General features: G+C 61.8%; 23 protein-coding genes and 1 tRNA gene. 17 read left to right on the top strand and 7 right to left on the bottom strand.

The window, feature by feature from the left end:
• Positions 1-113: 113 nt before the first annotated feature.
• Positions 114-2165, bottom strand: a complete 2052-nt coding sequence (gene metG / locus JNO51_RS11760; protein WP_215777408.1) for a methionine--tRNA ligase — start codon at positions 2163-2165, stop codon at positions 114-116.
• Between the two features lie 62 nt (positions 2166-2227).
• Positions 2228-3469, bottom strand: a complete 1242-nt coding sequence (locus tag JNO51_RS11765) for an MFS transporter (RefSeq protein ID WP_215777410.1) — start codon at positions 3467-3469, stop codon at positions 2228-2230.
• Between the two features lie 320 nt (positions 3470-3789).
• Between JNO51_RS11765 and apbC the strand changes: the two genes are divergently transcribed.
• From apbC to JNO51_RS17560, 9 genes are all read left to right on the top strand, one after another.
• Positions 3790-4860 carry an iron-sulfur cluster carrier protein ApbC gene (gene apbC, locus JNO51_RS11770; protein ID WP_215777413.1) on the top strand — a complete coding sequence of 357 codons (1071 nt, stop codon included), beginning with the start codon at positions 3790-3792 and terminating at the stop codon, positions 4858-4860.
• A gap of 2 nt (positions 4861-4862) precedes the next feature.
• The gene (gene murI, locus JNO51_RS11775; RefSeq protein WP_215777415.1) at positions 4863-5630 is read left to right on the top strand and encodes a glutamate racemase; all 768 of its coding nucleotides are present in this window, start codon (positions 4863-4865) and stop codon (positions 5628-5630) included.
• Positions 5631-5713: 83 nt separating this feature from the next.
• On the top strand, positions 5714-6625 hold the full coding sequence (locus JNO51_RS11780) for a DMT family transporter (RefSeq protein ID WP_215777418.1): 912 nt from the start codon (positions 5714-5716) through the stop codon (positions 6623-6625).
• 376 nt (positions 6626-7001) lie between these two features.
• A complete protein-coding gene (locus JNO51_RS11785) occupies positions 7002-8231 on the top strand; it encodes a dicarboxylate/amino acid:cation symporter (protein ID WP_215777420.1) in 1230 nt (409 codons plus the stop codon).
• A gap of 188 nt (positions 8232-8419) precedes the next feature.
• On the top strand, positions 8420-9403 hold the full coding sequence (tauA, locus tag JNO51_RS11790; RefSeq protein ID WP_215777422.1) for a taurine ABC transporter substrate-binding protein: 984 nt from the start codon (positions 8420-8422) through the stop codon (positions 9401-9403).
• Between the two features lies 1 nt (position 9404).
• The gene (gene tauB, locus JNO51_RS11795; RefSeq protein WP_215777424.1) at positions 9405-10193 is read left to right on the top strand and encodes a taurine ABC transporter ATP-binding subunit; all 789 of its coding nucleotides are present in this window, start codon (positions 9405-9407) and stop codon (positions 10191-10193) included.
• A complete protein-coding gene (gene tauC / locus JNO51_RS11800; protein WP_215777426.1) occupies positions 10190-11047 on the top strand; it encodes a taurine ABC transporter permease TauC in 858 nt (285 codons plus the stop codon). Before tauB ends, tauC begins: the two co-directional genes overlap by 4 nt.
• 13 nt (positions 11048-11060) lie before the next feature.
• A complete protein-coding gene (tauD, locus tag JNO51_RS11805; RefSeq protein WP_215777429.1) occupies positions 11061-11894 on the top strand; it encodes a taurine dioxygenase in 834 nt (277 codons plus the stop codon).
• Between the two features lie 162 nt (positions 11895-12056).
• Positions 12057-12551 carry a dienelactone hydrolase family protein gene (locus tag JNO51_RS17560; protein ID WP_371822933.1) on the top strand — a complete coding sequence of 165 codons (495 nt, stop codon included), beginning with the start codon at positions 12057-12059 and terminating at the stop codon, positions 12549-12551.
• Here the strand turns inward: JNO51_RS17560 and JNO51_RS11815 are convergent.
• A complete protein-coding gene (locus JNO51_RS11815; RefSeq protein WP_215777431.1) occupies positions 12541-12963 on the bottom strand; it encodes a hypothetical protein in 423 nt (140 codons plus the stop codon). The two genes, JNO51_RS17560 and JNO51_RS11815, sit on opposite strands and share 11 nt — an antisense overlap.
• A gap of 187 nt (positions 12964-13150) precedes the next feature.
• Here JNO51_RS11815 and JNO51_RS11820 point away from each other — a divergent pair.
• The 3 genes from JNO51_RS11820 (at position 13151) to JNO51_RS17400 (ending at position 15825) form a co-directional block, all read left to right on the top strand.
• A tRNA-Ser gene (locus JNO51_RS11820) sits at positions 13151-13240 on the top strand.
• A gap of 574 nt (positions 13241-13814) precedes the next feature.
• On the top strand, positions 13815-14462 hold the full coding sequence (locus JNO51_RS11825; RefSeq protein ID WP_215777434.1) for a DUF3885 domain-containing protein: 648 nt from the start codon (positions 13815-13817) through the stop codon (positions 14460-14462).
• A gap of 628 nt (positions 14463-15090) precedes the next feature.
• Positions 15091-15825 carry a peptidylprolyl isomerase gene (locus tag JNO51_RS17400; protein WP_215777436.1) on the top strand — a complete coding sequence of 245 codons (735 nt, stop codon included), beginning with the start codon at positions 15091-15093 and terminating at the stop codon, positions 15823-15825.
• Positions 15826-15960: 135 nt separating this feature from the next.
• Here JNO51_RS17400 and JNO51_RS11835 read toward each other — a convergent pair whose 3' ends face one another.
• Entirely contained in the window at positions 15961-16860 is a 900-nt protein-coding gene (locus JNO51_RS11835; protein ID WP_215777438.1) for a LysR family transcriptional regulator, read from the bottom strand.
• A 115-nt stretch (positions 16861-16975) separates the two neighbouring features.
• Between JNO51_RS11835 and JNO51_RS11840 the strand changes: the two genes are divergently transcribed.
• The 3 genes from JNO51_RS11840 (at position 16976) to JNO51_RS11850 (ending at position 20833) form a co-directional block, all read left to right on the top strand.
• Entirely contained in the window at positions 16976-17482 is a 507-nt protein-coding gene (locus JNO51_RS11840) for a phenolic acid decarboxylase (RefSeq protein ID WP_215777440.1), read from the top strand.
• Positions 17483-17654: 172 nt separating this feature from the next.
• The gene (locus JNO51_RS11845) at positions 17655-20123 is read left to right on the top strand and encodes an FAD-dependent oxidoreductase (protein WP_215777442.1); all 2469 of its coding nucleotides are present in this window, start codon (positions 17655-17657) and stop codon (positions 20121-20123) included.
• 98 nt (positions 20124-20221) lie between these two features.
• The gene (locus JNO51_RS11850) at positions 20222-20833 is read left to right on the top strand and encodes a hypothetical protein (protein WP_215777445.1); all 612 of its coding nucleotides are present in this window, start codon (positions 20222-20224) and stop codon (positions 20831-20833) included.
• Positions 20834-20871: 38 nt separating this feature from the next.
• Here JNO51_RS11850 and JNO51_RS11855 read toward each other — a convergent pair whose 3' ends face one another.
• Positions 20872-22008, bottom strand: a complete 1137-nt coding sequence (locus tag JNO51_RS11855; RefSeq protein WP_215777447.1) for an alpha-hydroxy acid oxidase — start codon at positions 22006-22008, stop codon at positions 20872-20874.
• A gap of 225 nt (positions 22009-22233) precedes the next feature.
• Here JNO51_RS11855 and JNO51_RS11860 point away from each other — a divergent pair, with 225 nt between their 5' ends.
• The gene (locus JNO51_RS11860) at positions 22234-23598 is read left to right on the top strand and encodes an OmpP1/FadL family transporter (protein ID WP_252346075.1); all 1365 of its coding nucleotides are present in this window, start codon (positions 22234-22236) and stop codon (positions 23596-23598) included.
• 81 nt (positions 23599-23679) lie between these two features.
• Here the strand turns inward: JNO51_RS11860 and JNO51_RS11865 are convergent, their stop codons facing one another.
• Positions 23680-24096 (bottom strand): helix-turn-helix domain-containing protein, encoded by a 417-nt coding sequence (locus JNO51_RS11865; protein ID WP_252346076.1) that lies wholly within the window; start codon positions 24094-24096, stop codon positions 23680-23682.
• Between the two features lie 88 nt (positions 24097-24184).
• Between JNO51_RS11865 and JNO51_RS11870 the strand changes: the two genes are divergently transcribed.
• Positions 24185-25036, top strand: coding sequence for an SDR family oxidoreductase (locus JNO51_RS11870; protein ID WP_215777449.1), 852 nt, complete (start codon positions 24185-24187; stop codon positions 25034-25036).
• Positions 25037-25120: 84 nt separating this feature from the next.
• Here the strand turns inward: JNO51_RS11870 and JNO51_RS11875 are convergent, their stop codons facing one another.
• The gene (locus JNO51_RS11875) at positions 25121-26716 is read right to left on the bottom strand and encodes an NAD(P)/FAD-dependent oxidoreductase (protein ID WP_215777451.1); all 1596 of its coding nucleotides are present in this window, start codon (positions 26714-26716) and stop codon (positions 25121-25123) included.
• Positions 26717-26793 lie beyond the last annotated feature (77 nt).

Raw genomic sequence — 26793 nt, forward strand, 5'->3', positions numbered from 1 at the left:
TCTAATATAAGCATAATCAAACAATGTGACGGCAAGATTGTGCCAAATTGACAAATCAAATAACAAAAGCCCTGGCACAAGGCCAGGGCTTTTGTTCTTCGTGCGGCACAAACTTAACTGAGACGCCAGCCCGGCAAGGCGCCGGCATCGACATCCAGCAGATGGAAGTCATGCTCCTCGTCCAGCCCGGCGCAGACAATCATCCCTTCCGACACCCCGAAACGCATCTTGCGCGGCGCCAGGTTGGCGACCACGATCACATTGCGGCCGATCAGCTTAGCCGGATCTGCATAGCTCTTGCGAATACCGGAGAAGATATTGCGCTGCTCGAAACCGAGGTCGACGGTGAACTGCAGCAGCTTGCTGGAGCCTTCGACAAACTGGCAATCCAGCACCTTGCCGACGCGCAGATCCAGCTTGGCAAAATCCTCGATACCAATGGTCGGGGCCAGCGGCTCCAGGCTGGACGCTGGCTTGGCCGCCTCGATCGACTGCTTGTTGGCCACGATCAGGGCATCGATCTGCGACTGCTCCACCCGAGTCATCAGATGCTGATACGGACGGATCTCATGCCCCAGCAACAGGGTCGCCGCATCTTCCCAGCGCAGCGGCGCCACTTGCAGGAAGCCCTCGACGTTTTCCGCCAGCTTCGGCAGGACCGGCTTGAGGAAGATGCTCAGCAGGCGGAAGGCATTGATCAGCACGCTGCACACCTCGTGCAGACGGGCATCGCTGCCCTCCTGACGCGCCAGCTCCCAGGGCTTGTTGGCATCCACATAGCCATTGACCTGATCGGTCAGCGCCATGATGTCACGCAGCGCACGGGCATACTCCCGTGCCTCGAAGGCGGCGGCGATCTCCTCGCTGGCCGCCTGCAGGGACTGCAGCAGCGCGGTATCAGCCAGCGACGGCGCCAGCTTGCCGGCAAAGCGCTTGCTGATGAAACCGGCAGCACGCGAGGCGATGTTGATGTACTTGCCAACCAGATCCGAATTGACGCGGGCAATGAAATCTTCCAGCGACAGGTCGATGTCCTCGATGCGGGCATTGAGCTTGGCGGCAATGTAATAGCGCATCCACTCCGGATTCAGACCACAATCCAGATAGCTCTTGGCGGTAATGAACGTCCCGCGCGACTTGGACATCTTCTGACCATCCACGGTCAGGAAGCCGTGGGCAAAAACGCTGGTCGGCGCACGCAGACCGGCATACTTCAGCATCGCCGGCCAGAACAGGGCGTGGAAATACAGGATGTCCTTGCCGATGAAATGTACCAGCTCGGCCTTGGAATCCGGCCCGAAGTACTCGTCGAAGTCCAGACCGCTGCGATCGCACAGATTCTTGAACGAAGCCATGTAGCCGATCGGCGCATCCAGCCAGACATAGAAATACTTGCCCGGCGCATCCGGAATCTCGAAACCGAAATACGGCGCGTCACGCGAAATATCCCAATCCTGCAGGCCGCCTTCAATCCACTCATTCATCTTGTTGAGCGACTCGGGCTGCAGGTGCGGCAGTTCGCGACCATCGGCCAGACGCGAGCTGCCGGCGGTCCACTTCTTCAGGAAGTCGGCACAATCGCCCAGACGGAAGAAATAATGCTCCGAGCTCTTCAGCACCGGCTTGGCACCGGAAACCACCGAATAGGGATGCTTCAGTTCGGTCGGGCCATAGGTGGCGCCGCACACTTCGCAGTTGTCACCGTACTGATCCTTGGCGCCACACTTCGGGCACTCGCCTTTGACGAAGCGGTCCGGCAGAAACATGTTCTTTTCCGGATCGTAGAGCTGCTCGATGGTGCGGCTGGCGATCTTGCCATTGGCACGCAGTGCCAGATAGATCTGCTCGGCAAACGCCTTGTTTTCCGGCGAGTTGGTGCTGTAATAGTTGTCGTAGCCGATATGGAAACCGCTGAAATCCGCCAGGTGCTCGCCGCGCACGCGCTCGATCAGCGCCTCCGGCGTCATGCCCTGTTTCTCGGCCGCCAGCATGATGGGCGTACCGTGCGTATCGTCGGCGCAAACATAGTGACAGGTATGGCCACGCATCTTCTGGAACCGAACCCAGATATCGGTCTGGATGTGCTCGACCATATGACCGAGGTGGATGGCACCGTTGGCATAGGGCAGTGCACTGGTCACCAGAATCTTGCGTTTGCTTGTCATTGTTTTCGTCCTTTTAGCGGTAACTTACAGCGTTCCAGTATAACAGCAGCGGCAGGCACCGATCACGCGCCCTTTTCTGCCAGACGACCGCCCGGTGCGCGGTCGGCCATGGCCACCCCCACCATGCGGCGCGACAGCAGGAAGAACATCAGCGCCAGCACCAGTACCAGCAGGGCATATCCGGCATAGCCCCCTTGCAGATAGGCCTTTTTCAGCCCCTCGATCCCGCAGGCGTAAACCGCCATCGAGATCATGGTCATGCTGGCTGCCACGGCCCCCTTGGCGATATCCGTCGCCGTCAGGGCAAAACGGTACAGTACGGCAAAAGCCAGGCCCTCACCCAGGGTAATCAGGCTCATGCCGGCAATCAGGAAATAGAACTTCACGGCCGGAAACAAGACCCCGGCCACAATCACTGCCACCCCCGCCAGGGCCGGCAGACGACCAACGGCCACCGAGTGGCCCAGCGGCCAGCGGTCGCCGAACTTGACCAGCAACAGATTGCCGGCGATCAACGCGCCGATCACCGGCAACTGCCACAGGCCATACTGCAGGATCGACATGCCGGCATCCTGCACCAGCATCACCGGCGACAACGCAATCCAGCCCAGCAGCGGCAGCGCCAGCAGCGGAATGCACAGGGCAGAGGCGACAAAGCGGCGATTGGCGAACACGGTGCGATAATCACGTGCCAGCTTGCCGGCACTGAAGGCCTGCTCGCCGCGCACCACGGTTTCCGGCATCGAAGCAATCAGGCCCACGAACGAAATCGCCGCGAAAACCGCAATCACCAGGAAACTGGCGCGCCAGGGCCAGACATTCACCATGGCCGCACCGGCTACCGGACCAACCAGCGGCGCAATCAGCGCCACATTGGCCATCAACGCCGTCACCTTGACTGCGGCACGTTCTTCATACGCTTCCTGAATGGTGGCGTAGCCGACTGCCGAAATGAAGCACAGCCCCATACCCTGCAACACGCGCAGCACCATGAAACTGATGATGTCATGCGACCACAGGCTGCCCAGGCAGGCGAGAATAAAGAACGCCACACCCCACAGCATGACCGGACGACGGCCGATATGATCGGACAGCGGCCCCATCAGCCAGGGCAGCAAGGCGCCGCCGAGCAGGAAACCGGTCATCGAGGTCGGCACCCAGGAGGCATCGACACCGAATTCACGCACCACGGCCAGCATGCCGGGCTGAATCATGTCATTGGCGATGTAAACCGAGAATTCGAACAAAACCAGAGCGAGCGGGAACAACAGGGTAGCGGGAGAGAGCGCCGCGTGTTTCTGCATGACAAACCTTTCGAAAAAGAACAAAGAGGCCGCTCCCCTCCGGGCCGGCCTCCAGCGTGCCCGAAGCAAAAACCGGGCATGACGCTTAAATTCAACGACTTAGATTGTATCACATCAAACGAATCGACGATATACTGTCCGACAGACAACGCAGTCACCCCCATCTTGCCTCCGGCCAGACCCGCCGTCATTCAGCCAAGTCCGACAAAATGGCAGCGAACGCCAGCTGAATCGCGCTAAAATCAGGCCTGACGCAACGCAATAATTTGAGTAAAATACTCGGGTATTACACCACACGTCCACGGCACCGAGCACACACCATGAGCAAGCAGATCGATACCATTCTGGCCAGCCAGATCGACCCGATTACCCGCAAAGCCTACCGCTGCAAGAACCTGCAGCACGACGCGCAAGGCATCCGCTTCGATGTCGTCCTGCCCTACCCGGCCAACAGCCGCCTGGGCAAAGTACGCGCGCAGTTCGAGACCGCACTGGCCGAGGTGGCGGAAGGACGCCCGCTGACCATCAACGTCAGCAGCCAGGTGATCAGCCATGCCGCCCAGCGTGGCGTGCCGCTGATTCCCGGCATCAAGAACATCATCGCCGTGGCCTCCGGCAAGGGCGGCGTCGGCAAATCCACCACCGCCGTCAACCTGGCGCTGGCACTGGCCGCCGAAGGCGCTCGCGTCGGTTTGCTGGATGCCGACATCTACGGCCCGTCGCAGCCGCTGATGATGGGCGTGACCGGCAGTCGCCCCGAGTCGCCGGACGGCAAGCACATCAAGCCGGTGCTCAGCCATGGCGTGCAGGTCATGTCGATCGGCTTCCTGGTCGACACCGACCAGGCCATGGTGTGGCGCGGCCCGATGGTTTCGCAGGCACTGCAGCAATTGCTCAATGACACCCAGTGGGACGACCTCGACTACCTGGTGATCGACCTGCCCCCGGGTACCGGCGACATCCAGCTCACCCTGGCCCAGAAAGTCCCGGTCACCGGCGCCGTGATCGTCACCACCCCGCAGGACATTGCCCTGCTCGATGCCCGCAAGGGCCTCAAGATGTTCGAAAAAGTCGGCGTGCCGATCCTCGGGCTGGTCGAGAATATGGCCATTCATGTCTGCTCGCACTGCGGCCACGCCGAACACATTTTCGGCAGCGGCGGCGGTGAGCGCATGGCCAGCGAATATGGCGTCGAGCTGCTGGGCTCGCTGCCGCTGGATATCGCCATCCGTACCGCCACCGACCAGGGCAGCCCGACCGTGGTCAGCGCCCCGGACAGCGCCGCCGCTGCCAGCTATCGCGAGCTGGCGCAGCGTGTCGCCGTCAAGGTCGGCGAACAGGCGCAGGACTTCAGCAGCAAGTTCCCCAAGATCGTGATCAAGCACAACTGACCATGATTGCCATGTTCGACTCCGGCCTGGGCGGGCTCTCGGTCTGGCGTGCCGTGACCCGGGCCCTGCCACAGTGGCCGGTCAGCTATTTCGCCGACCAGGCCTACCTGCCCTACGGCGAAAAAACCCGCGAGCAACTGACCGAGCGCAGCCTGCGCATCGGCCGCTTCCTGGCCGATCAGGGCGCGGCCATTCTGATCGTGCCCTGCAATACCGCCACCAGCGCCGCCGTCGATGCCATGCGCCAGGCCCTGCCCCTGCCGATCATCGGCATCGAGCCGGCGGTCAAGCCGGCGGCCGCAGCCAGCCGCACCGGTCGCATTGCCGTGCTGGCCACCGAATTCACGCTGAAAAGTGCCCGCTTCCGCTCCCTGCTGCAGCGCCATGCAGGCAAGGTGGAAGTCCTGCCCCGTCCCGGCACCGGCTGGGTCGAACAGGTCGAGTCCGGCGACCTCGACAGCGCACAGGCGCGAGACACCGTGCGCCAGGTGATCGAACCTTTACTGACAGAAAATGTCGACCACATTGTTCTGGGCTGTACCCACTATCCGTTTCTGGCACCGCTGATCCGCGAGATCGCCGGCCCCGACGTGATACTGGATGACCCGGCGGACGCCATTGCCCGCCGCGCCGTGGCGCTGCTGGCTGGCAAGATGCCTGCCCAGCCCCATGACTACCGTTTTTACACCACGGCCAATCCGGCCGACATGTCCGACGTATTACCGGTTCTGATCGGACAACCGTACCCGGTGCAGCAAGCCGGCATCTGAGATTAAACCGGAAGGCCCCCGACCCTCCCTGTGGCAACATGGAGGGCGGGCGCGTTTTTTCATTTTTTGCGAGAAAGCCTTTCATGCACAAAACACCCAGCCCAATGCATTACCTGATGCTGATGGCCATTGCCCTGATCTGGGGGGCCCAATTCATCTTCAACCAGATCGTGATTCACGAACTGCCGCCGCTGACCCTGGCGGCCGGCCGGGCGGCCATCGGTGCCCTGACCCTGGCCGGCATCGGCCTGTTCATGCCGGATGAGCGCCGCCACGCCGCCGTGGCAGCCCGTCGCCTGCTGCCCACCTATCTGCTGCTGGCCTTCTTCGAAGCCCTGCTGCCGCTGTTCCTGCTCGGCTGGGGCCAGGCACGCGTGGAGAGCAGCGTGGCCTCGATCCTGATGGGCACCATTCCGATCTTCACCATCTTGCTGGCACCGGCCTTTGTCCAGGGCAAACACTGGAGCCTGTCCTCGATCACCAGCGTGGCCGCCGGCTTTGTCGGCATCGTGATCCTGGTCGCCCCCGGCCTGTCGGGCAACTGGGCAGACAACCTGCTGGGCGAACTGGCCGTGCTGGGCTCTGCCGCCAGCGTCTCGGTCAGCCTGCTGATGTTCAACCGCCTGGGCAATCTGTCGCCGGTCATCACCGTGCGCAACATCCTGGCGCTGGCCGCCTTGCCGCTGATCGTGCTGGCGCTGATCATCGACCGGCCCTGGCAGCTGCATGTCAGCCATCAGACCCTGCTGTCCCTGCTGATTCTCGGCGTCTTCTGCGCCGGCATCGTCTATCTGATGTTTGCCCGCCTGATCCAGATGGCCGGCTCGGTCTTCACCTCACTGACCAACTACCTGGTACCGCTGGTCGGCGTCCTGATCGGCGCCTTCATTGGCGGCGAGCGCGTCGGCCTGCACGCCTGGATTGCCCTGCTGTTCATTGCTTCGGCGCTGGTATTCAACCAGCCGGCCCTGTTGCGTCGCTGGTTCAAACGATGACCTCTCCCCCCTGCGGTGCCGGGCGCCGCAGGGGGAGGCATGCATTCAAAAATCCTTATTCGAATCGAATATTCCCCGGCAATGCCATTTGAGTAATTTTCATGCCAAGAAAGCGGGCTTCGTGGCAAAAAAACTGCAGGTTATGCATAAAAGTATGGTTGCCATACCAGATATGAAGACAGCTCGCAGCAGGATGTCTATAATCGCCCCCTAGCTCTTTCAGAGTTTTCCTCGCCTCTTATCAGAACAATATCAATACATTGACCGAGGCACGGTTCGTCGTTGCCACAGCGCCAGACAGCGCCATAACCATAACAGCCAGCTCCAGGCAACGACGTTTAATGGAACATGCTATCTCAAGGGACACAACACACTCATGAAGTCAAAGAAACTCACCCTGTTCATCCTGCTCGGCATGGTACTGGGCATCCTGACCGGGATGTTCGTCCGCTCCGGCACGACGGACCCTGCTGCACTCAAGTCCTTCGCCGACAACGTCGGCATGCTGACCGACATCTTCCTGCGCCTGATCAAGATGATCATCGCCCCGCTGGTCTTCACCACCCTGGTGGCCGGCATTGCCCGCATGGGCGATGGCAAGAGCGTGGGCCGCGTCGGTGCCAAGACCCTGATGTGGTTCATCTCGGCCTCGCTGCTGTCGCTGACCCTGGGCCTGATCATGGTCAACCTGTTCAAGCCGGGTGTGGCCGTCAACCTGCCGCTGCCTGACCTGCACGCCGATGCCGGCATCAAAGCCAGCGCCATGAGCGTCAAGGACTTCATCACCCACGCCTTCCCCAAGAGCGTGTTCGAAGCCATGGCCAACAACGAAATCCTGCAGATCGTGGTGTTCTCGCTGTTCTTCGGCACCGCCTGCGCCGCCCTGGGCGAACGCGCCAAGCTGCTGGTCGATCTGATGGACGTTGCCGCCCATGTCATGCTGAAAGTCACCGGCTACGTCATGGCCGTGGCCCCGGTCGCCGTCTTCGCCGCCCTGGCAGCCACCGTCACCAAGGATGGCCTGGCCATCCTCGGCACCTATGGCAAGTTCCTCGGCGAGTTCTACCTGTCGATCGGCCTGCTGTGGACCCTGCTGATTTTCATCGGCTTCCTGTTCATCGGCCCGCGCGTCCTGACCCTGGTGCGCTCGATCCGCGAACCGCTGCTGCTGTCCTTCTCGACCGCCAGCTCCGAAGCCGCCTATCCGAAGACCCTCGAGCAACTGGAACGCTTCGGCGTCTCCAACAAGATCGCCAGCTTCGTGCTGCCGATGGGCTACTCGTTCAACCTTGACGGCTCGATGATGTATTGCACCTTCGCCACCATCTTCCTGGCGCAGGCCTTCAATATCCCGCTGACCCTGACCCAGGAAATCACCATGCTGCTGATGTTCATGGTGACTTCCAAGGGCATGGCCGGTGTGCCGCGCGCGTCGCTGGTGGTGATTGCCGCCATGCTGCCGCAATTCAACATCCCGGAAGCCGGCCTGCTGCTGATCCTCGGCATCGACCACTTCCTGGACATGGGCCGCTCCGCCACCAACGTGATGGGCAACTCGATTGCCACCGCCGTCGTGGCCAAGTGGGAAAACGAGCTCAAGCACTGAGTATCCGAAACGCGACACTGACACGCCATGCCTGCCGGCATGGCGTTTTTTTTTGCCCGCCGCCGCCCTCCTCCTGCCATGTCCCACTGTTTTATATAAGCAAATGAGATTAAGTTCTTTTTCTTTAGATCATTTGGTTGCTAGATTGACCACAGTCGTCACAATAAAACCCAGCAAGGAGAGAAAGAATGAGGCACTGGACTACCCGCGTACTGCTGCTCGGCGCACTGAGCCTGAGCACCACCCTGGCCGCCGCCGGCGACAGCATCACCGTCGGCTATCAAACCGGCATTGACCCGACCAAGATTCCCCAAGCCGATGGCGCCTACGAAAAAGCCACCGGCAGCACCATCAACTGGCGTAAATTCGAAAGCGGCGCCGAAGTCATCGCCGCCGTCGCTTCCGGCGATGTCGTCATCGGCAACATCGGCTCCAGCCCCCTGGCCGCCGCCGCCAGCCGCGGCCTGCCGATTCAGGCCTTCCTGGTCGCCGATGAAATCGGCGATGCCGAAGCCCTGGTGGTACGCAACGGCAGCAAAATCAGCAAGCCCCAGGACCTGATCGGCAAGAAAGTCGCCGTCCCCTACGTCTCCACGGCGCATTACAGCCTGCTGTCCGCCCTCAAGCACTGGAACATCGACGCCAGCAAGGTCAACATCATCAACCTGCGGCCAAGCGAAATCACCGCCGCCTGGCAGCGCGGCGACATTGACGCGGCCTATGTCTGGGACCCGGCACTGGGCAAGGTCAAGGTCAGCGGAAAAGTCCTGACCAGCTCCAGCCAGGTCGCCCAGTGGGGAGGTCCGACCTACGATATCTGGATTGTGCGCAAGGACTTTGCCGAGCAACACCCGGAAATCGTCCAGCGCTTCACCAAGGTCTCGCTGGACGCCATTGCCCAATATCAGGCCAACCCGCAGGCCTTCATCGCCAACACGGCCAATCTGGAGAAAATCAGCCGTCTGACTGGTGCCGCACCGGCCGATGTCATTGCCGGCCTGAAGGGCAACCGCTTCCTGGGGCAACGTGAACAGCTGGTCCGCCTGCAAAAGCAGTTCGTCAGCGATGTCACCCATACCGCCCAGTTCCTCAAGGCCCAGGGCAAGGTTGACAGCCTGCAGTCCGACTACAGTCCCTGGATCAACAGCCAGTTCGTCAAGGCAGCCCGCTGATATGAGCCTCTCCGTCCGACACGCCAGTGTCTTCTACCCGGGCCAGGCACAGGCCGCGCTCGCCGATGTCTCGCTCGACATCGGCGAGCGGGACCTGACCGTCGCCATCGGCCCCTCGGGCTGCGGCAAAACCACCCTGCTCAACCTGCTGGCCGGCTTCCTGCAGCCCACCCAGGGCCAGGTACAGTTCGACGGCCGGCCGGTACTCGGCCCGGATGTGGCACGCGCGGTGGTCTTTCAGCACGATGCCCTGCTGCCCTGGCTGAATGTGCGCGACAACGTGGCCTTCGGCCTGCGACTGCAGGGCGTACCGCGTGCGCAGCGCCACCAGCGAGCCGAATCGGTCCTGCAACTGGTCGATCTGGCCGGTGCCGGCGATCGTCAGATCTGGCAACTGTCCGGTGGCCAGCGCCAGCGCGTCGGCATCGCCCGCGCACTGGCCAGCGCCTCGCGCGTCCTGCTGATGGACGAACCCTTTGGCGCCCTGGATGCCTTCACCCGCGAGCAGATGCAACAACTGCTGCTCAAGGTCTGGGCACAGAGCGGCCGGCGCATCTTCCTGATCACCCATGACATCGAAGAAGCCCTGTTCCTGGCAACGGAGCTGCTGCTGATGTCGCCCGGCCCCGGCCGGGTGGTCGAAACCCTGCGGCCGACATTCAGCCAGCGCTTCCGCGATGGGGAATCCGCCCGCGCCATCAAATCCGACCCGACGTTCATCGCGCTGCGCGAACACCTGCTCGACACGCTGTTCGGTCAACGTCAGGCGACACAAGCGGAGGCCGCATGAATCTGCTGGAAACCCCCTATCCGCAAGAAGGAGCGCCACTGGCCACGCTCAGCGCCACGCCGGCCCCGGTGGCCAAACCACGGCGCCCCCTGCCGGGCGCCGTGCTGAGCACCGCCAGCCTGGCACTGCTGCTGGCCGTCTGGTGGCTGCTGGCACACAGCGGTCGCATCGCCCCGCTGTTCCTGCCCTCCCCCGAGGCCGTGCTGAGCAAACTGCAACTGGTCGCCAGCCATGGCTTCATGGACGCCACCCTGTGGCAACACCTCTGGGCCAGCCTGCAACGCATCCTGCTGGCCATGAGTGCCGCGGTCCTGCTGGGCATTCCGCTGGGCGTGCTGATGGGCTCCAGCCCGCTGGCTCGCGCCCTGCTCGACCCGCTGGTCGAAGCCTGGCGCCCGGTGCCGCCGCTGGCCTACCTGCCCCTGATCGTCATCTGGTTCGGCATCGGCGAACTGTCCAAGATCCTGCTGATCTTCCTGGCCATTCTGGCACCGGTCATCATTGCCAGCGCCCATGGCGTCGCTCATGCCGACCCCGAGCGCCGCCGCGCCGCCCTGACCCTCGGCGCCAGCCGCTGGCAGCTGCTCTGGCATGTCACCCTGCCCGAGGCCCTGCCCCACATCCTGACCGGCATCCGCATCGGCCTGGGCACCGGCTGGTCCACCCTGGTGGCCGCCGAACTGGTCGCCGCCACGCGCGGCCTGGGCTTCATGGTGCAATCCGCCGCGCAATTCCTGGTCACCGACGTCGTGGTACTGGGCATTCTGGTGATCGCGCTGGTGGCCTTCGCCCTGGAACTGGCCTTGCGCCTGCTGCAAAACACCCTCTCGCCGTGGTATCGGCGCACACACTGAACAAGGACCCATGATGAGCCTTACCCTGACCCGTCTCTCCCCGGCGCTGGGCGCCATCGTCGAGGGCATCGACCTGGCGGCACCGCTGGATGCGCCAGCCCTGCAGCAACTGCGCCAGGCCCTGGTCGAACACCAGGTACTGTTCTTTCGCGGCCAGGACCTGAGCCCGCAGGCCCAGCGCGACTTCGCCGCCCGCTTCGGCGACCTGCACACCCACCCGATTTACCCACAACACCCCGATGCCCGGCAGATCATGGTGCTGGACACCGAAGCCTTCGACCTCAAGGACAATGCCATCTGGCACACCGATGTCACCTTCATCGAGACCCCGCCCCTGGGTGCCGTGCTGGCCGCCCGCCAGTTGCCCCCGCAGGGCGGCGATACCCTGTGGGCCAGCGGCTTTGCCGCCTGGGATGCGTTGTCCGACCGACTGAAAACCCTGCTCGATGGCCTGACGGCGACGCATGACTTCACCAAGACCTTCCCGCTGAAACGCTTCGGCCTGACCACGGCCGACCGCGAACGCTGGGAGGAAACCCGCCGCACCCACCCGCCGCTGAGCCACCCCGTGGTACGCACCCACCCGGAAAGCGGCCGCAAGGCCCTGTTCGTCAATGCCGGCTTCACCACCGCCATCAATGAACTGCCGGAAGAAGAAAGCCAGGCCCTGCTGGCCTTCCTCTTTGCCCATCAGTCCCGCCCGGAATTCGGCCTGCGCTGGCGCTGGCAGGCCGGCGACGTGGCCTTCTGGGACAACCGCTCCACCATCCACTACGCCATCGACGACTATCGCCCGGCACGCCGCATCATGCATCGCGCCACCATCCTGGGCGACCGCCCCTACTGAGCCTCCGCCACGGTCGGCAGCCACAGCTGCCGGCCCCGCTTCTCCCCCCGATCAGGGCGACGGCCCCTGGTCGGACATCCTGCTGCTGCATACCAGCGGCGACCTCAAACAGCCGACCAACGCTACGCCCGCCGCCAGGCCGATCAGGGCGATGCCGTCCTGCTGCCGGCCCTTCTCGACGCCGACGGCATCACGGCACAGACCCGGCGCGACGCCTTCACCCGCTGCGCCCAGCCGCTCTACCAGGATCTGGCCGACAGCCTGACGCAACTCAGCCAGCAGCCCCAGGTCGCGGGACGACCACGGGGCACCATCGGGTTGTCCAGCGGGGGCTATTTTGCCTTGTGGCTGGCCACCACCGGCCGGGTCAGGACGGAGAATTGTTACTACGGTGTGCTGAGCGGTGCCGGCACAGATCAAAACCTGAGGCGCTTTGCCGCGGTGCTTGAGCGCCACAGCAGCCCGGTACTGGTCCTGCATGGCGATAAGGATAATGCGTTGCCAGCCGCACTGGCGCTGCAACTGGCGCAGCCGCTGCAGATCTATGCGGGCGCCGGACACCGCTTCGAGCGCGAAACGGGCGCGGCCAACCAGGCGGCAGCAGACGACGCCTGGCAACGTTCACTGGCCGGGTGGCAGCAGCATCTCAGCCCTTGAGCTTCCCCTGCAGGTGCTGGCGAATCCAGACCTCGGCGGCGGCTTCGCTGGTAAACACCTCCAGCGGACCGACGTCTTCATACACGGTATGCAGCACCACCTCCATCACGCTGCGCCCTTCCAGACCGGGCGCCAGTACCCAGGCGGTGGCCACCCGGCCGGTCGAACGGGTATCGCGCTGAGCCGCCGCGCGCAGTGACAGCAGGGCATCAGGCGCACACACCGTACTGCCCAGCACCACCACGATCAGCCCCCAGGGCGCATGCAAAGGCTGCACCGCACGCGCCTCCTCGAATACATCCCGCGCCAGCCGGACCCGCTCCGCATCCCACGGCCCTTCGACAAACAGCCAGGCCAGATTGGCACTGAAGCGGGTACTGACAAGACTTGGTTCCGGCAGTCCCTGAAACATCGGTCATTCCCCACGCTGAAGACAACTTTCACCATACATTACAACAGCATGTTTTGCTTGCCATGGTGCTTCTATTCAACATCAGTGGAGAAAAACCCGTGGCACAGCCAGAACAGGCGTTTTCCCTCAGAAAAATTCGTTGACAAGGCGAAAAGGCGTCCGTAGAATTCGCATCTCACTGAGCAGCGGAGAGGTGCCGGAGAGGCCTAACGGCCCTGACTCGAAATCAGTGGAGGACGCGAGTCCTACGTGGGTTCGAATCCCACCCTCTCCGCCAGTGACCCTACATCAAAGCCCTGACTTGTCAGGGCTTTTTTGTTTTTCCTCTTCTGCGACTGCTGCTGAAACGGCGCTGACTACTCTTCTAATATCTTGGATTTGTTTCTAATAAAACGCCGTTCCCCCCCCCCCTCAGCTGACATGGCTCACGCAAAGACAACATTTTAAGCCATTAATTCTATTAAAAATAACTTTCACACATTGACATTGACACCGCTGACTTGGCCTCTAATACGATTCATTGGGATGCCCAAGCAGCTTGAAGCATGAGCGAGACAGAGGCACTAAACTGTCTCAAGCACCACCAGTTTCCCACCGCAGTGAATCGCCCCGAGCAAAATGGCGCCACACAGTAAAATGAAATAACCAAGGCCGCCGGGCATCATCTCAATTGGGGAGAGTAGTCGTTGACCATCGCACACGCTGGTACTAATCTGTTGCCGCTGCCGTATAGGGATCGTATCTGAAGACACTTGGGCCACCATGGCTAAGGCATTCAGCATCAAGCCTTCAGCCCAAAGCCCTCCCTTGACTTGAGTTACATCGTCTTTGCCAATCCTTGTGAGCACTACATGTCCCTCAAAGACCAAATAGAAAAAACATTCGGCCACGAGGCCTGTAGCGACGGACTGTTTTATCGCTTTCCTGGCGGGCTACGCTTTGAACTGTCAGAGAGCGGCACATCAATGGAGATGGTTTTGGGCGCTCTTTGGAAAGCAAAGGCGATCTTTGAATTTACTTTCACCCCAAGCAACGAGGTTTTAGTGTGTCTGCGCCGGTTCATGGGGGAAAGCCCCTATTCGCTTCGTTCGGCTCTGCGCGAACTAGAGATCGCGGATATCTCGATTCCTGCCAATCGTGAGTATTGGTTGGAATCGATCGCACCTAAGGATAGGTTCGACGAAAATACGGAAGAGTGGTACGCATATCTCGCATTCGAATTGCCCGTTGCCAAACTTGAGCCTCTCATCTGGTGTGCCGTCGCCACAGATTTTCCGCAACTTCATCCCAATCCACATTGCTCGGTGTATGTTATAGACATTAAACAACGCCTATTGGCGCATCCATATGACGATAGAGGAATGGATATCATTGGACCTAATACTCAGCGCCTCTCTGAGCTCTATGCTCAGTTCAATTCAATGCTCCTAGACTATGACCGTTCGACAATGGACAAGAGCTTTAAAACAACGAACAACCAAAAGCATGAAAACTCGTGAGGCGATGGCGCAGGTTTTGCCAAGACTGAATTTAGGTCATTAGATACATAGTGTCGGAATGACTGCACCGATTGCAGTGCGGGGATCAATGGGTTGATACAACATCACAAAGAAGAGGTTGTCCGCAGTACATTCTCTCTTGCCCAACGCTGACGAGCTCTACTCAGATCCACAAATTTACTCACTCAAGTCAAAACAAGCTTCTAATAAACAGCAGTCGATTTAGCAATTCCGGCACTTCCAAGCCATAAAAACAGGAAAATATTAGAAGCCATCATCGGATAACCTACTGATTCTGTACCATTTACGCCATAACTCGAAATCCGTGGAGGACGCGAGTCCTACGTGGGTTCGAATCCCACCCTCTCCGCCAGTGACCCTACATCAAAGCCCTGACTTGTCAGGGCTTTTTTGTGCTTCATCATGAAGCGGATTGACCATCTGCACTTCGGGTATTGCCGACTCAGCTCAGCATCCTGTCGCTGCGCAGCCCCTCCCTGCCATCGCAGACAGCCACGCAATCTCTGCGCGCACCTCTTGAGATTCACCGCACTGGCTTCATCTAAGTTGTTTATTCAACACGCCGTAAACCCTTGCTGCGTACCAACCTTTCACTCAGGAAAAAGACATGTCCATTCTCGTTAACGGCGTCGAAATCACCGAAGAGATGATTCAGGCTGAACAGAACCTCCATACCGATGCGCCGGAGCCGCGCGAGGCCATCATCCAGGAACTGATCCTGCGTGAACTGTTGCTGCAGAAGGCTCGTGAAGCGGGGCAGGACACCAGCAATGTCAGTGACGCCATTGGCGCGCTAATGGAAAAGGAAATTCAAGTCGATCCGGTCGATGAGGCCACCTGTCGCGCGTTCTACGAACAATATCCGGAACGCTTCAATAGCGGCGAATCCGCCGAGGCCAGCCACATCCTGTTCCCGCTGACGGGAGGGGACGAGCTGTCCAACATGCTGACCAAGTCCAAAGCTGAAGGCGTGCTGGGCGAAGTGCAAGCCGCGCCATCGCTGTTTGCTTCGCTGGCAGAACAGCATTCCTCCTGCCCGTCCGGCAAGCAAGGCGGCAACCTCGGCCGCTTCGGCCGTGGCCAGATGGTGCCGGAATTCGAACAGGCCGTGTTCAGCACCGAGGCCGGCCAGATCACCCCTCACCTGGTTCAGACCCAGTTCGGCTACCACATCATCCAGGTCAACGAGCGTCACCCGGGCGAACAAATCAGCTTTGACGACGTCAAGGGACGGTTGCAGCAATACCTGACCCAGATGGCGAGCAGCCAGAAAATGCATCAGTACCTGAGCGGCCTGGTCAAAGCGGCCAACATCGAAGGCTATACCATGCCGTCGCTGTAAGACATCCCCCCTGTTGCCAGGCAGCGCAGCCGGACACGATTGCACTGCCTGGCAATACGGCAGATGACCGCAGCAAAATGCAGCAGGCCACGGGCACCCGCGTCATGCGGGACAGACAGTTCGCGACCTGACGGCTCACACCGCTTCCCGCTGCAGTCGGGTCTGATGACGCAAGCTCTCGGCCAGCGCCATCACCGCCGGGTCGAACTGCAGACACTCCTCACCAAAGACCAGATACAGCGGCGTCTTGCGCACCTGCCCGGCCGCCAGCGGCAAGCGGCGCAATACCCCGCTTTTCTCCAGCGCTCCCACGCTGTGCAGGGGCAACCAGCCATACCCCACGCCGTGCCCCACGGCCTCGATGGCCGCCTCCATGGTCGTGAACGACCAGACGGAGCGGGTCGCACGCATCTGGATGCGCTGGATGGTGCGATCGGTAATGACCACCAGCGGATACTGCTCCAGTTGCGCGGCCGTCAGCGGTCCGGGCAATTGGTGCAGGGGATGATGGACCGCCGCCATGGCGACAAAGTCGATATCGATCAGCAGGTCGGCAGCGTTGGCCTCGTTCGCCGGGCGGTGGGTCGTGATATACAGCTCGGCCTCCTGCCGGGCCAGCGCCGTCGCAGTTTCGGTACGCAATACCTCGGCCACATGCACCTGCACCTCGGGCCAGTCCAGTTGAAAGGCACGCAGGGCAGCAAAGAGCATTTTCTTGGGGAAAGCGGTATCGACAATCAGCGAGATGTGGGAACGCACCCCGGCGCGCAGGCCGGCAGCCAGTGATTCGAGTTGGCGGAAGGCGGCGAGCAGGGGTTGTGCCTGCGACAACATCAGGCGGCCATCTTCGGTGAGTTCTGCCTTGCGCCCGACGATCTGCAGCAATTCGACCCCCAGCCGCTCCTGCAGCAGCGACAGGGCATAACTGACAGAAGAGGTGCTGCGGCACAGGCGCTCGGCAGCCCGGGCGTAACTGCCCTCCTCGACCACGGTCTGCAGCACGACCCATTGTTCGACGGTGGTTCCGGGCATCATGAATGTCATCCTATCGTTCAAAAAATCAGAACATTTATCACAAAAATCAGCGTCAATATCACTAATTTTAGCTCATAAAATGGTGGCACTTATCCTTCATATCCCGGAGCACACCATGGCCACGTTCGACACGCAGGATCTCTCCGCCTTCGTTGGCAAACATATCGTCTACACCTACGACAATGGCTGGCAGTACGAGGTCTACATCAAGAACGATCACACCATCGATTACCGCATCCACAGCGGGATCGTCGGCAACCGCTGGGTGAAAGATCAGCGCGTGTTCATCGCCCGCGTTGGCATCAATACCTGGAAGATTTCCTGGACGGAGCCCACCGGCACCGATGTCAGCCTGATCGCCAATCTGGATGACATGATCTACCACGGCACAATTTTCTTCCCGCGCTGGGTGATGAATGACCCGAAAAAGACGGTCTGCTTCCAGAATGATCACCTTGCCCAGATGGAAGCCTATCGCACCGCCGGCCCGACCTACCCGACCGAGGTGATTGATGAATTTGCCACCATCACCTTCGTGCGCGATTGCGGAATGGACGACGACACGGTGATCAACTGCCCCGCCAGCGAGCTGCCGGCCAACTTCCCGGACAATCTGAAGTAAGCAGCGCCGTCCGGCGAATGCTGCGCAAAACGACCCCATGACCAGGCCCGCCATCTGCGGGCCTGGTCACATGCACGACCGTTCCGGCCTGGCCCCCATCGCGGAGATTTCACTCCTTAGTTTACTATTTAGTTGAATACGACTATAGTAAATAAAACTTCGGGAGGAACCCATGAAATATCTGATCATTGGCGGGGTGGCCGGCGGGGCCACGGCGGCGGCCAGGTTGCGCCGCAACGACGAGCAGGCCGAGATTGTCATGGTGGAGCGCGGCCCCTACATCAGCTTTGCCAACTGTGGCCTGCCCTATCATCTGTCCGGGGTCATCGCCGAGCGCGACGCGTTGCTGGTGACGTCCGAAGCCGCCTTCAGCCAGCGTTATGCGCTGACCGTTCACAGCCGTACCGAGGCCCTGGCCATCGACCGGCAGGCCAAAACCGTGCGTCTGCGTGATCTGGCAACGGGTGAGGAGCGTGACGAATCCTACGACAAGCTGCTGCTGGCACCGGGCGCCGAGCCGATCCGTCCCAGGCTGCCGGGCGCCGACAGTGCCCGTGTGTTCAGCCTGCGCAACCTGCCGGATCTGGACCGCATCATGGGCTATCTGCAAGACCAGTCGCCGCGCCGTGCCGTGGTGATCGGTGGCGGGTTCATCGGGATCGAGGTGGCAGAGAACCTGCACCAGCGCGGCATCGCGACCAGCATCGTCGAGGGCGCACCACAAATCCTGGCCCCCATCGATGAGGAGATGGCCGCCATCGTGCACCAGCATCTGCGCGATCAGCAGGTCGGACTGTATCTGTCCGACCGCATCGAGCGCCTGGAAGAGCAGCCAGACCACGCTGTGGTCGTGCTGCAAAGTGGCCAAAGGCTGGCCGCCGATCTGGTGATCATGGCGATTGGCGTGCGCCCGGAAACCACGCTGGCCAGCCAGGCAGGCCTGACGCTCGGCAGTACCGGCGGCATTGCCGTCAACGGCTGGCTGCAAACCAGTGATCCGGACATTTATGCCGTGGGGGACGCTGTGGAAGTGACAATGCGTGTCAGTGGCCAGCCGACGCTGATTCCCCTCGCCGGCCCGGCCAATCGCCAGGGACGGCTGGCAGCCGACAATATGTCGCAGGGGAATCGGCAGACGTACGGCGGCACGCAGGGGACAGCCATTCTCAAGGTCTTCGACTATGCAGTGGCCAGTACCGGGCTGAATGAAAAGCAATTGCGCAAACTGGGTCTGCCCTGGCACAGCACCATGATTCATGGTCAGTCGCATGCCAGCTATTACCCGGGGGCCCGCCCGCTGAGCATCAAGCTGCTGTATGCGCCGGATGGCAAGCTGCTCGGCGCGCAGGTGGTCGGTATCGAGGGGGTGGACAAGCGCATCGATGTCATCGCCACGGCACTGCATGCCGGTCTGACCGTCGGGCAGCTGGCCGATCTGGAGCTGGCCTATGCCCCTCCCTTCGGCTCAGCCAAGGACCCGGTCAATATTGCCGGACAGGTGGCACTCAATACCCTGCAGGGCCGGCACGAGGTCATCGACTGGGCCGGACTGAATGCCCTGCCGGCGGATGCCGTCCAGTTGCTGGATGTGCGCACGGCGCAAGAACACCAGCTGGGCACCATTCCCGGGGCACGCCATCTCGAGCTGGATCAGCTGCGCCGACAACTCAATCAGCTGGACCGGCAGAAACCGGTGGTGGTGTTCTGTCAGGTCGGTCTGCGCGGCTACCTGGCCTACCGCATTCTCAAGCAACACGGCTTTCGGGTGCGCAACCTGAGCGGCGGCTACCAGACCTGGCGTCTGGCCAGCGTGCCACAGCACAATCCGCAGCCACCCGAACCAGCCCCTCTGCCGGCCGCGGCGGCACAAGCAAACACCATGGAGGCACCACCGATGACCCACCCCACACCGCATACACTCGACGCGGTCGGCTTGCAGTGTCCGGGGCCGATCATGCAGACCAACCGTGCCATGGCAGCACTGCAGGATGGCGAACAACTGCAGGTCACGGCCTCCGACCCGGCCTTTGGCCGCGATGTGCAGTGCTGGGCGGAACAGACCGGCCATCAGCTGCTGTCGGTCTCGCGGGCCGAAGGGCTGGTAACGGCATTGTTGCGCAAGGGACAGCCCGAAGCGTTGCCGCAAACCCTGCCCGGGGTCACCTCCCGCGATAAGACCACCCTGGTGGTGTTCAGTAGCGAGCTGGACCGTGTCATGGCCAGCCTGATCATTGCCAATGGCGCCCTGGCCATGGGCAAGCCGGTCAGCGTGTTCTTCACCTTCTGGGGGCTGAATGTGCTGCGCAAGGAGACGCCGCCAGCCGTGCGCAAATCATTCATGGACCGGATGTTCGGCGCCATGATGCCGCGCGGCGCCGCGCGGCTGAATTCGATCAGCAGGATGAACTTCGGTGGTCTGGGCGCCGGGCTGATCCGCAAGGTGATGCGCGACAAGCAGGTCGACCTGCCGGGCAAGCTGCTGCAGGATCTGGTAGCAGGCGGGGCACAGCTGATTGCCTGCCAGATGTCGATGGATGTGATGGGCATTCGTCACGAAGAGCTGATCGACGGTGTGGAACTGGGCGGCGTGGCCACCTTCCTCGGGGAAGCCAGCGAGTCAGCCACCTCGCTGTTCATCTGAGGCACGGCGGCGCCCAGATTCAGATTGATTTCTCGGCGGCGACAGGCGACCATCAGGCGATCAGCCGGCACAGACCGGCCAAGCAAACGGACTGCACCATGTTGGCATTCAGCCTGAGCGCCTGCGCACTTACCCTGCAGGCAGGCTTGCTCTCGACACTCTCGCCTGTCTCCCTGCCGATGCTGCCGGTCGTCATGGCCGCCGCACGCACCTTTCCGCAGCGGGTGCTGCGGCTATTGGCCGCGCTGGCCCTGACTGACGCCCTGAGCAGTGCCAGCCTGGTACGCAGCGGCACGGTGCTGCTGCTTGATCCGGCGCTCTGCCGCCTGCTGGCGGCCACCTTGCTGGGCGGGCTGGGGCTGTGTCTGCTGCGCAGCAAGATCTCGCCGGGCCTGTCGCAGGCAACCCCCTGGCTGATCGGCCTGCTGCTCGGTCTGGCCTGGCCACCCAGCATCAGTCCCACACTGGGCATCGCCATGGTGCTGGTCAGCCAGGGCCAGAGCCTGCTGTCCCTGCTGCTGATGATGCTGGTCTTCGGCACCAGTGCCGCCCTGCCGCTGTGGGGCTTGTCCGCCGTGTCGCGACTGGGTCTGACCGCGCCGGCCGGACCGCGCTGGCTGGGCGGCACCTTGTTGCTGTTGGCGCTGCTGGTCTTGCCCGGTCTGGACATGACGCTGAAAGGCTGGCTGCTGGCGCAGACCCCGTTCTGACTCACGGCTTTGCGGCACGGATTGAAAGCACGGCAGGCTCAGTCCCACAGAATGGCACGGTCGATTTGATCAATCCGGGTGACGCCGCAGAGCGCCATGCTGGTTTCCAGCTCTTTCTGGATGAGGTGCAGGCACTGACTGACCCCGGGCTGACCCAGTGCCCCCAGGCCGTACAGGAAACTGCGTCCGATCAGGGTGCCACGCGCACCGAGCGCCAGGGCGCGCAGCACGTCCTGACCACTGCGAATACCGCCATCCATCCACACCTCGATGTCCCGCCCGACCGCCTCGACAATGGCCGGCAAGGCCTCGACCGACGCCGGCGCCCCGTCCAGCTGTCGCCCGCCGTGATTGGACACCACCAGGGCATCGGCGCCGCTGTCGGCCGCCAGACGGGCATCGCGCTCATCCAGGATGCCCTTGAGAATCAGCTTGCCGCCCCACTGACGCTTGACCCACTCGACATCGGCCCAGCTGAGGGTCGGGTCGAACTGCTCGGCGGTCCAGGCGCTGAGCGAGCGCAGGTCGGTGACGTTCCTGGCATGGCCGACGATATTGCCGAAGCTGTGCCGGCGGGTGCCGAGCATGCCCAGACACCAGCGCGGCCGGGTAGCCAGATGCAACAGATTGGCCAGGGTCAGCCGGGGAGGGGTGGACAGGCCGTTTTTGATGTCCTTGTGACGCTGACCAAGGATCTGCAGGTCCAGTGTGAGCATCAGTGCACTGCAGTTGGCCGCGCGCGCACGCGCGATCAGCTGTGCCATGAATTCGCGGTCGCGCATCATGTAGAGCTGAAACCAGAACGGTTCCGGGCTGTTGGCGGCAATGTCCTCGATCGAGCAGATGCTCATGGTCGACAGGGTAAACGGCACACCAAACGCTGCCGCGGCCCGGGCGGCGAGGATCTCGCCGTCGGCATGCTGCATACCGGCCAGACCGGTCGGCGCCAGCGCCACCGGCATGGCCACCGGCTGCCCGATCATCGTGCCGGCCGTGCTGCGCCCGGTCATGTCGACGGCCACCCGCTGGCGGAAACGGATCGCCTGCAGGGCCTGCTCATTGGCACGATAAGTCGACTCGGTCCACGAACCACTGTCCGCGTAGTCGTAGAACATGCGCGGCACGCGCCGCTGCGCCAGCCGGCGCAAATCTTCGATGCAAGTCATCACGGCCATCACCATCCTCCGGATAAAAATGCCACACTGGCCAAGCCATGACCTTAACCCGCCATTCCATTGGCATCAAGCGACTTTTCCCACCCATTCGGCCTGCCGTTCAGACACTTAACAGAAGAGTATTTTTTGGTGATTTCCCCGCCTTCTGCTACCATCCCTCCCCTGATTTGCACTGCCAAAATCCAATAAATAACTAAAAAAGCATTCCTTCACGAGAGAAAACAGATGTCATACCCACAACAGTGCCTGCCGCGTCTGCGCGTCGGCATGCTGGCCCTGCTGCTGTCCGGCAGCGCCCTGGCCTCCGGTTACAATTTCGGTTCGCAGAGCGTGTCGGCTCAGGGCAGCTCGCATGCCAATGGCGCCGAAGCCGCCGATGCCTCGACCCTGTATTACAACCCGGCCGGCATGACGCGCCTGGCCGGCGATCAGCTCAGCTTCGGCATGACCACCGTCATCCCGCAAACCAGCTATGAAGATCATGGCTCGACCTACCCGGTCTTCCATGGCGGCACACAGCAGCAAACCGCGGCAACCGGCGACAACGGCGGCCACTTTGCCCCGTCATCGGTCACCGTCCCCAGTTTCTATCTGACACACCAGGTCAACGACCGCCTGCACCTGGGCTTTGCCCTGTTTGTGCCTTATGGCGCCCAGCTCAACTACGGCAGCAGCTGGGTCGGCCGCTACGCCATGGAAAGCGTCAAGCTGGAGTCGGTAAACTTCAATCCCTCGCTGGCATTGAAGCTGGATGAACGTCAGTCGGTCGCCCTCGGCGTGTCGGCACAATACATGCGGGCCCATCTGCAAAAGGCCGTCGATCTGGCGGCCCTGACCCCGCTGGCAACCCAGGATGGGCAGGCCTCGTTCTCGGCTGACTCCTGGGGCTATGGCTTCAATCTGGGCTATCTGTTCGAACTGGACGATCACACCCGCTTTGGCCTGGCTTACCGCTCGCGCATCAAGCAAGCGCTGAGTGGCTCGGCACACTGGGACTTCTCCGGCAATCCGAACTTCATCCAGACACTGGGACGTACCTGGCACCCGGATTCGTCCGCCACCACCGATGTCACCACCCCGGCCTCGGCCAGTGCCAACTTCTATCACGACCTGACCGACAAGCTGGCTGTGATGGGCAATATCACCTGGACCGGCCACTCGGACATGCAGAGCATCACCATCAAGCTGCCGGGCACCACCCAGGGCGATATGGTGATCAATCAGCAGTGGCGCGACTCCTGGCTGTATGCGCTGGGTGCCAACTACAAGTGGAATGAGCGCCTGATGCTGCGCACCGGCGTGGCCTATGATCAGTCTCCGGTGTCGGACGATACCCTGCGTCACCCGGCCCTGCCGGACAGCGATCGCTACTGGATCTCACTGGGTGCCAATCTGCGGCTCGACAAGCAATCCTCGCTCGACTTTGCCTACAGCTACGTGTTCTTCCGCGACGCGACCGTCAACTACAGCGACCGTTGCGCCCCCCAGGCGGCGGCAGTCACCGCCTGCACCGGCAATGGCGAAACCACTCGCGGGACCTACAAGACCTCGCTGCAGTTGCTCGGTCTGCAGTACAACTATCGTTTCTGATCGCGCTTGACCAAGCACAGGGGGTCAGGTCTTGTTTTTTGCATGTAGTGCAAAAAACAAGACCTGACCCCCTGTGCGTTTTTAGGCTTCGACCCGCGCCTCCGTCATGGCGGCAGACTGGCGTCCTTGTGCGTCGAGCAATTGCGGCAAGTGGTGCTCGATCCAGTCGGTCAGTTGCTGGACATGCAGGCCGATACCCTCGCCCAGCGGGGTCAGCGAATACTCGACATGCGGCGGTACCACCGGGAAGGAGATCCGCCGGACGAAGCCGTCCTGCTCCAGCTGCTGCAGGGTCTGCGCCAGCATTTTTTCACTCACGCCACCGATTTTGCGCCGCAGTTCGCTGAAACGGTGCACGCCATCCATCAACGCCATCAGCACCAGCGTGCCCCACTGGCTGGTCACATGTTTGAGAATATCGCGCGACGGACACTCCGCCGCGAGCACATTGCCCCGGCGCATGGCGGCGGCCAGCACCCCTGACTGTCGGTCTTCCATATACTTACCTTTTTGTGCGTACTTACTTTTTGAAAGTATAGCCGATATGCTGGCCGTGTTCACTTCAACACGCAAAAAGGAAAACAAGATGATTGCCATTACCGGTGCCACTGGCCAGCTCGGCCAACTCGTAATCCGCGCCTTGCTCGACAAAGTGCCTGCCGGGCAGATTGTCGCCATCGTGCGCAATGTGGACAAAGCGCGCGATCTCGCCGCCCTCGGCGTCACCGTGCGCCAGGCCGACTACAACCAGCCCGCAGGCTGGCCGGATGCACTGCAAGGGGTGGAAAAACTGCTGCTGATCTCCTCCAGCGAGGTGGGACAACGCACACAGCAGCACCGCCATGTGATCGATGCCGCCGGGCAAGCTGGCGTCCAATTGCTGGCCTACACCAGCCTGCTGCATGCGGACAGCTCGCCGCTGGGACTGGCCGAAGAGCATCGCGCCACTGAAGCCGCGATCCGCGCCTCCGGTCTGCCCTTCGTCCTGCTGCGCAATGGCTGGTATACCGAGAATTATGCGATGGGAATTGGCGCCGCGCTGGCCCTGGCTTCCCTGTACGGCAGCGCGGGCGAGGGACGGATTGCCTCGGCCAGCCGCGCCGACTATGCCGAAGCGGCTGCCGTGGTATTGAGCAGCGGACAGCAGGCAGGCAAGGTCTATGAACTGGCCGGTGACACGGCCTATACCCTGGGTGATTTCGCCGCGGAAATCTCGCAGCAGACTGGCCGCAGCATCCCCTATGTCAACCTGCCGGAGCAGGATTACAAGCAAGCCTTGCTGGGGGCCGGCCTGCCTGAACCGTTGGCCGGCTTGCTGGCCGACTCCGATGCCGGTGTGGCCAAAGGGGGACTGTTTGATGCCGGTCGCCAACTGAGCCAACTGATCGGCCGGCCGACCACCGCCTGGCAAAGCGAAGTCACTAAAGCGCTGTCCTGAACCACATCAACAGACGGGGTCAGGTCTTGAATCTTGCATTCACGCAAAATTCAAGACCTGACCCCGTCTTTAGGTTCGGTCGTATCAGGCCGTGATTGCCTGCGCCACCGCTTCGGCGACCTTGATGCCGTCGATGCCGGCCGACAGGATGCCGCCGGCGTAACCCGCCCCCTCTCCGGCCGGGTACAGTCCCTTGACGTTCAGGCTCTGGCAGTCTTCGCCCCGGGTGATGCGCAAGGGCGAGCTGGTGCGGGTTTCCACCCCGGTGAGCACCGCATCGTGCATGGCAAAGCCGCGGATCTTCTTGTCAAAGGCCGGCAGGGCCTCGCGCATGGCGGCAATGGCATAGTCCGGCAAGGCGGTGGACAGGTCGGTCAGGTGCACGCCGGGCTGATAGGACGGGATCACGGCACCAAGCTTGGTGGAGGGGCGCCCGGCCAGGAAGTCACCGACCAGCTGGCCCGGCGCCTCGTAGGTACAGCCCCCCAGTTGATAGGCATGGCTTTCCAGTGCGCGCTGGAAGGCGATGCCGGCCAGCGGGCCGCCCGGATAGTCATCCGGGGTGATGCCGACCACGATACCGGCATTGGCGTTGCGCTCGTTGCGCGAGTACTGGCTCATGCCATTGGTCACCACCCGTCCCGGTTCGGAGGTGGCTGCCACCACCTGTCCCCCCGGGCACATGCAGAAGCTGTAGACCGAGCGGCCGTTGGCGGCATGGTGAACCAGCTTGTAGTCCGCCGCACCGAGAATCTCGTTGCCGGCGTACTTGCCCCAGCGCACCTTGTCGATCAGCGATTGCGGATGCTCGATGCGGAAGCCAACCGAGAACGGCTTGGCTTCCATGAAGACACCGCGCTCATGCAGCATCTCGAAGGTATCGCGCGCACTGTGTCCCAGCGCCATCACGACGTGATCGGCGCGGATTTGCTCACCGCTGGCCAGGGTCAGGCCGCGCACCCTGCCGTCTTCGATCAGAACATCGGTCACGCGTTGCTGAAAGCGGATCTCGCCGCCCAGCGACTCAATCTCGGCACGCATTTTTTCCACCATGCTCACCAGACGGAAAGTGCCGATGTGCGGCTTGGCGATGTAGAGGATTTCTTCCGGCGCACCGGCCTTGACGAACTCGGTCAGCACCTTGCGGCCGAGGAAGCGCGGGTCTTTGACCTGGCTGTAGAGCTTGCCGTCGGAGAAGGTGCCTGCCCCGCCTTCGCCGAACTGCACGTTCGATTCGGGATGCAGATTGTTCTTGCGCCACAGGTCCCAGGTGTCCTTGGTGCGTTCGCGCACTTTCTTGCCGCGCTCCAGCACCAGCGGCTTGAAGCCCATCTGGGCCAGGATCAGGGCGGCAAAGATGCCACAGGGGCCAAAGCCGACCACCACCGGGCGGTGTTCGATCTGTGCCGGCGCCTGACAGACAAAGTGGTAGCTGGTATCCGGAGTGGGCAGGATGTGCGGATCGCCCTGGAACTTGGCCAGCAGCTTGTCTTCGTGCTCGACGCGGGCATCGATGATGTAGGTCAGCATCATCATCGACTTGCGCGCATCGTAGCTGCGCTTGTAGACGGTGAAGTCGTGCAATTGGGCGGCCGGAATGCCGAGGCGGGTCAGAATGGCGGCCTGCAGGGCCTCCGCCGGGTGCTCCAGCGGCAGCTTCAATTCGGTAATGCGTAACATGGATTGTCCAAACGGGTTGGTAGCTATTCAACAACCCGTCATTGTAGCTGGCTGCGGCAGCAAGAGAAATGCTCTTG

This window comes from Paludibacterium sp. B53371 (assembly GCF_018802765.1).
Classification (GTDB): Bacteria; Pseudomonadota; Gammaproteobacteria; order Burkholderiales; family Chromobacteriaceae; genus Paludibacterium.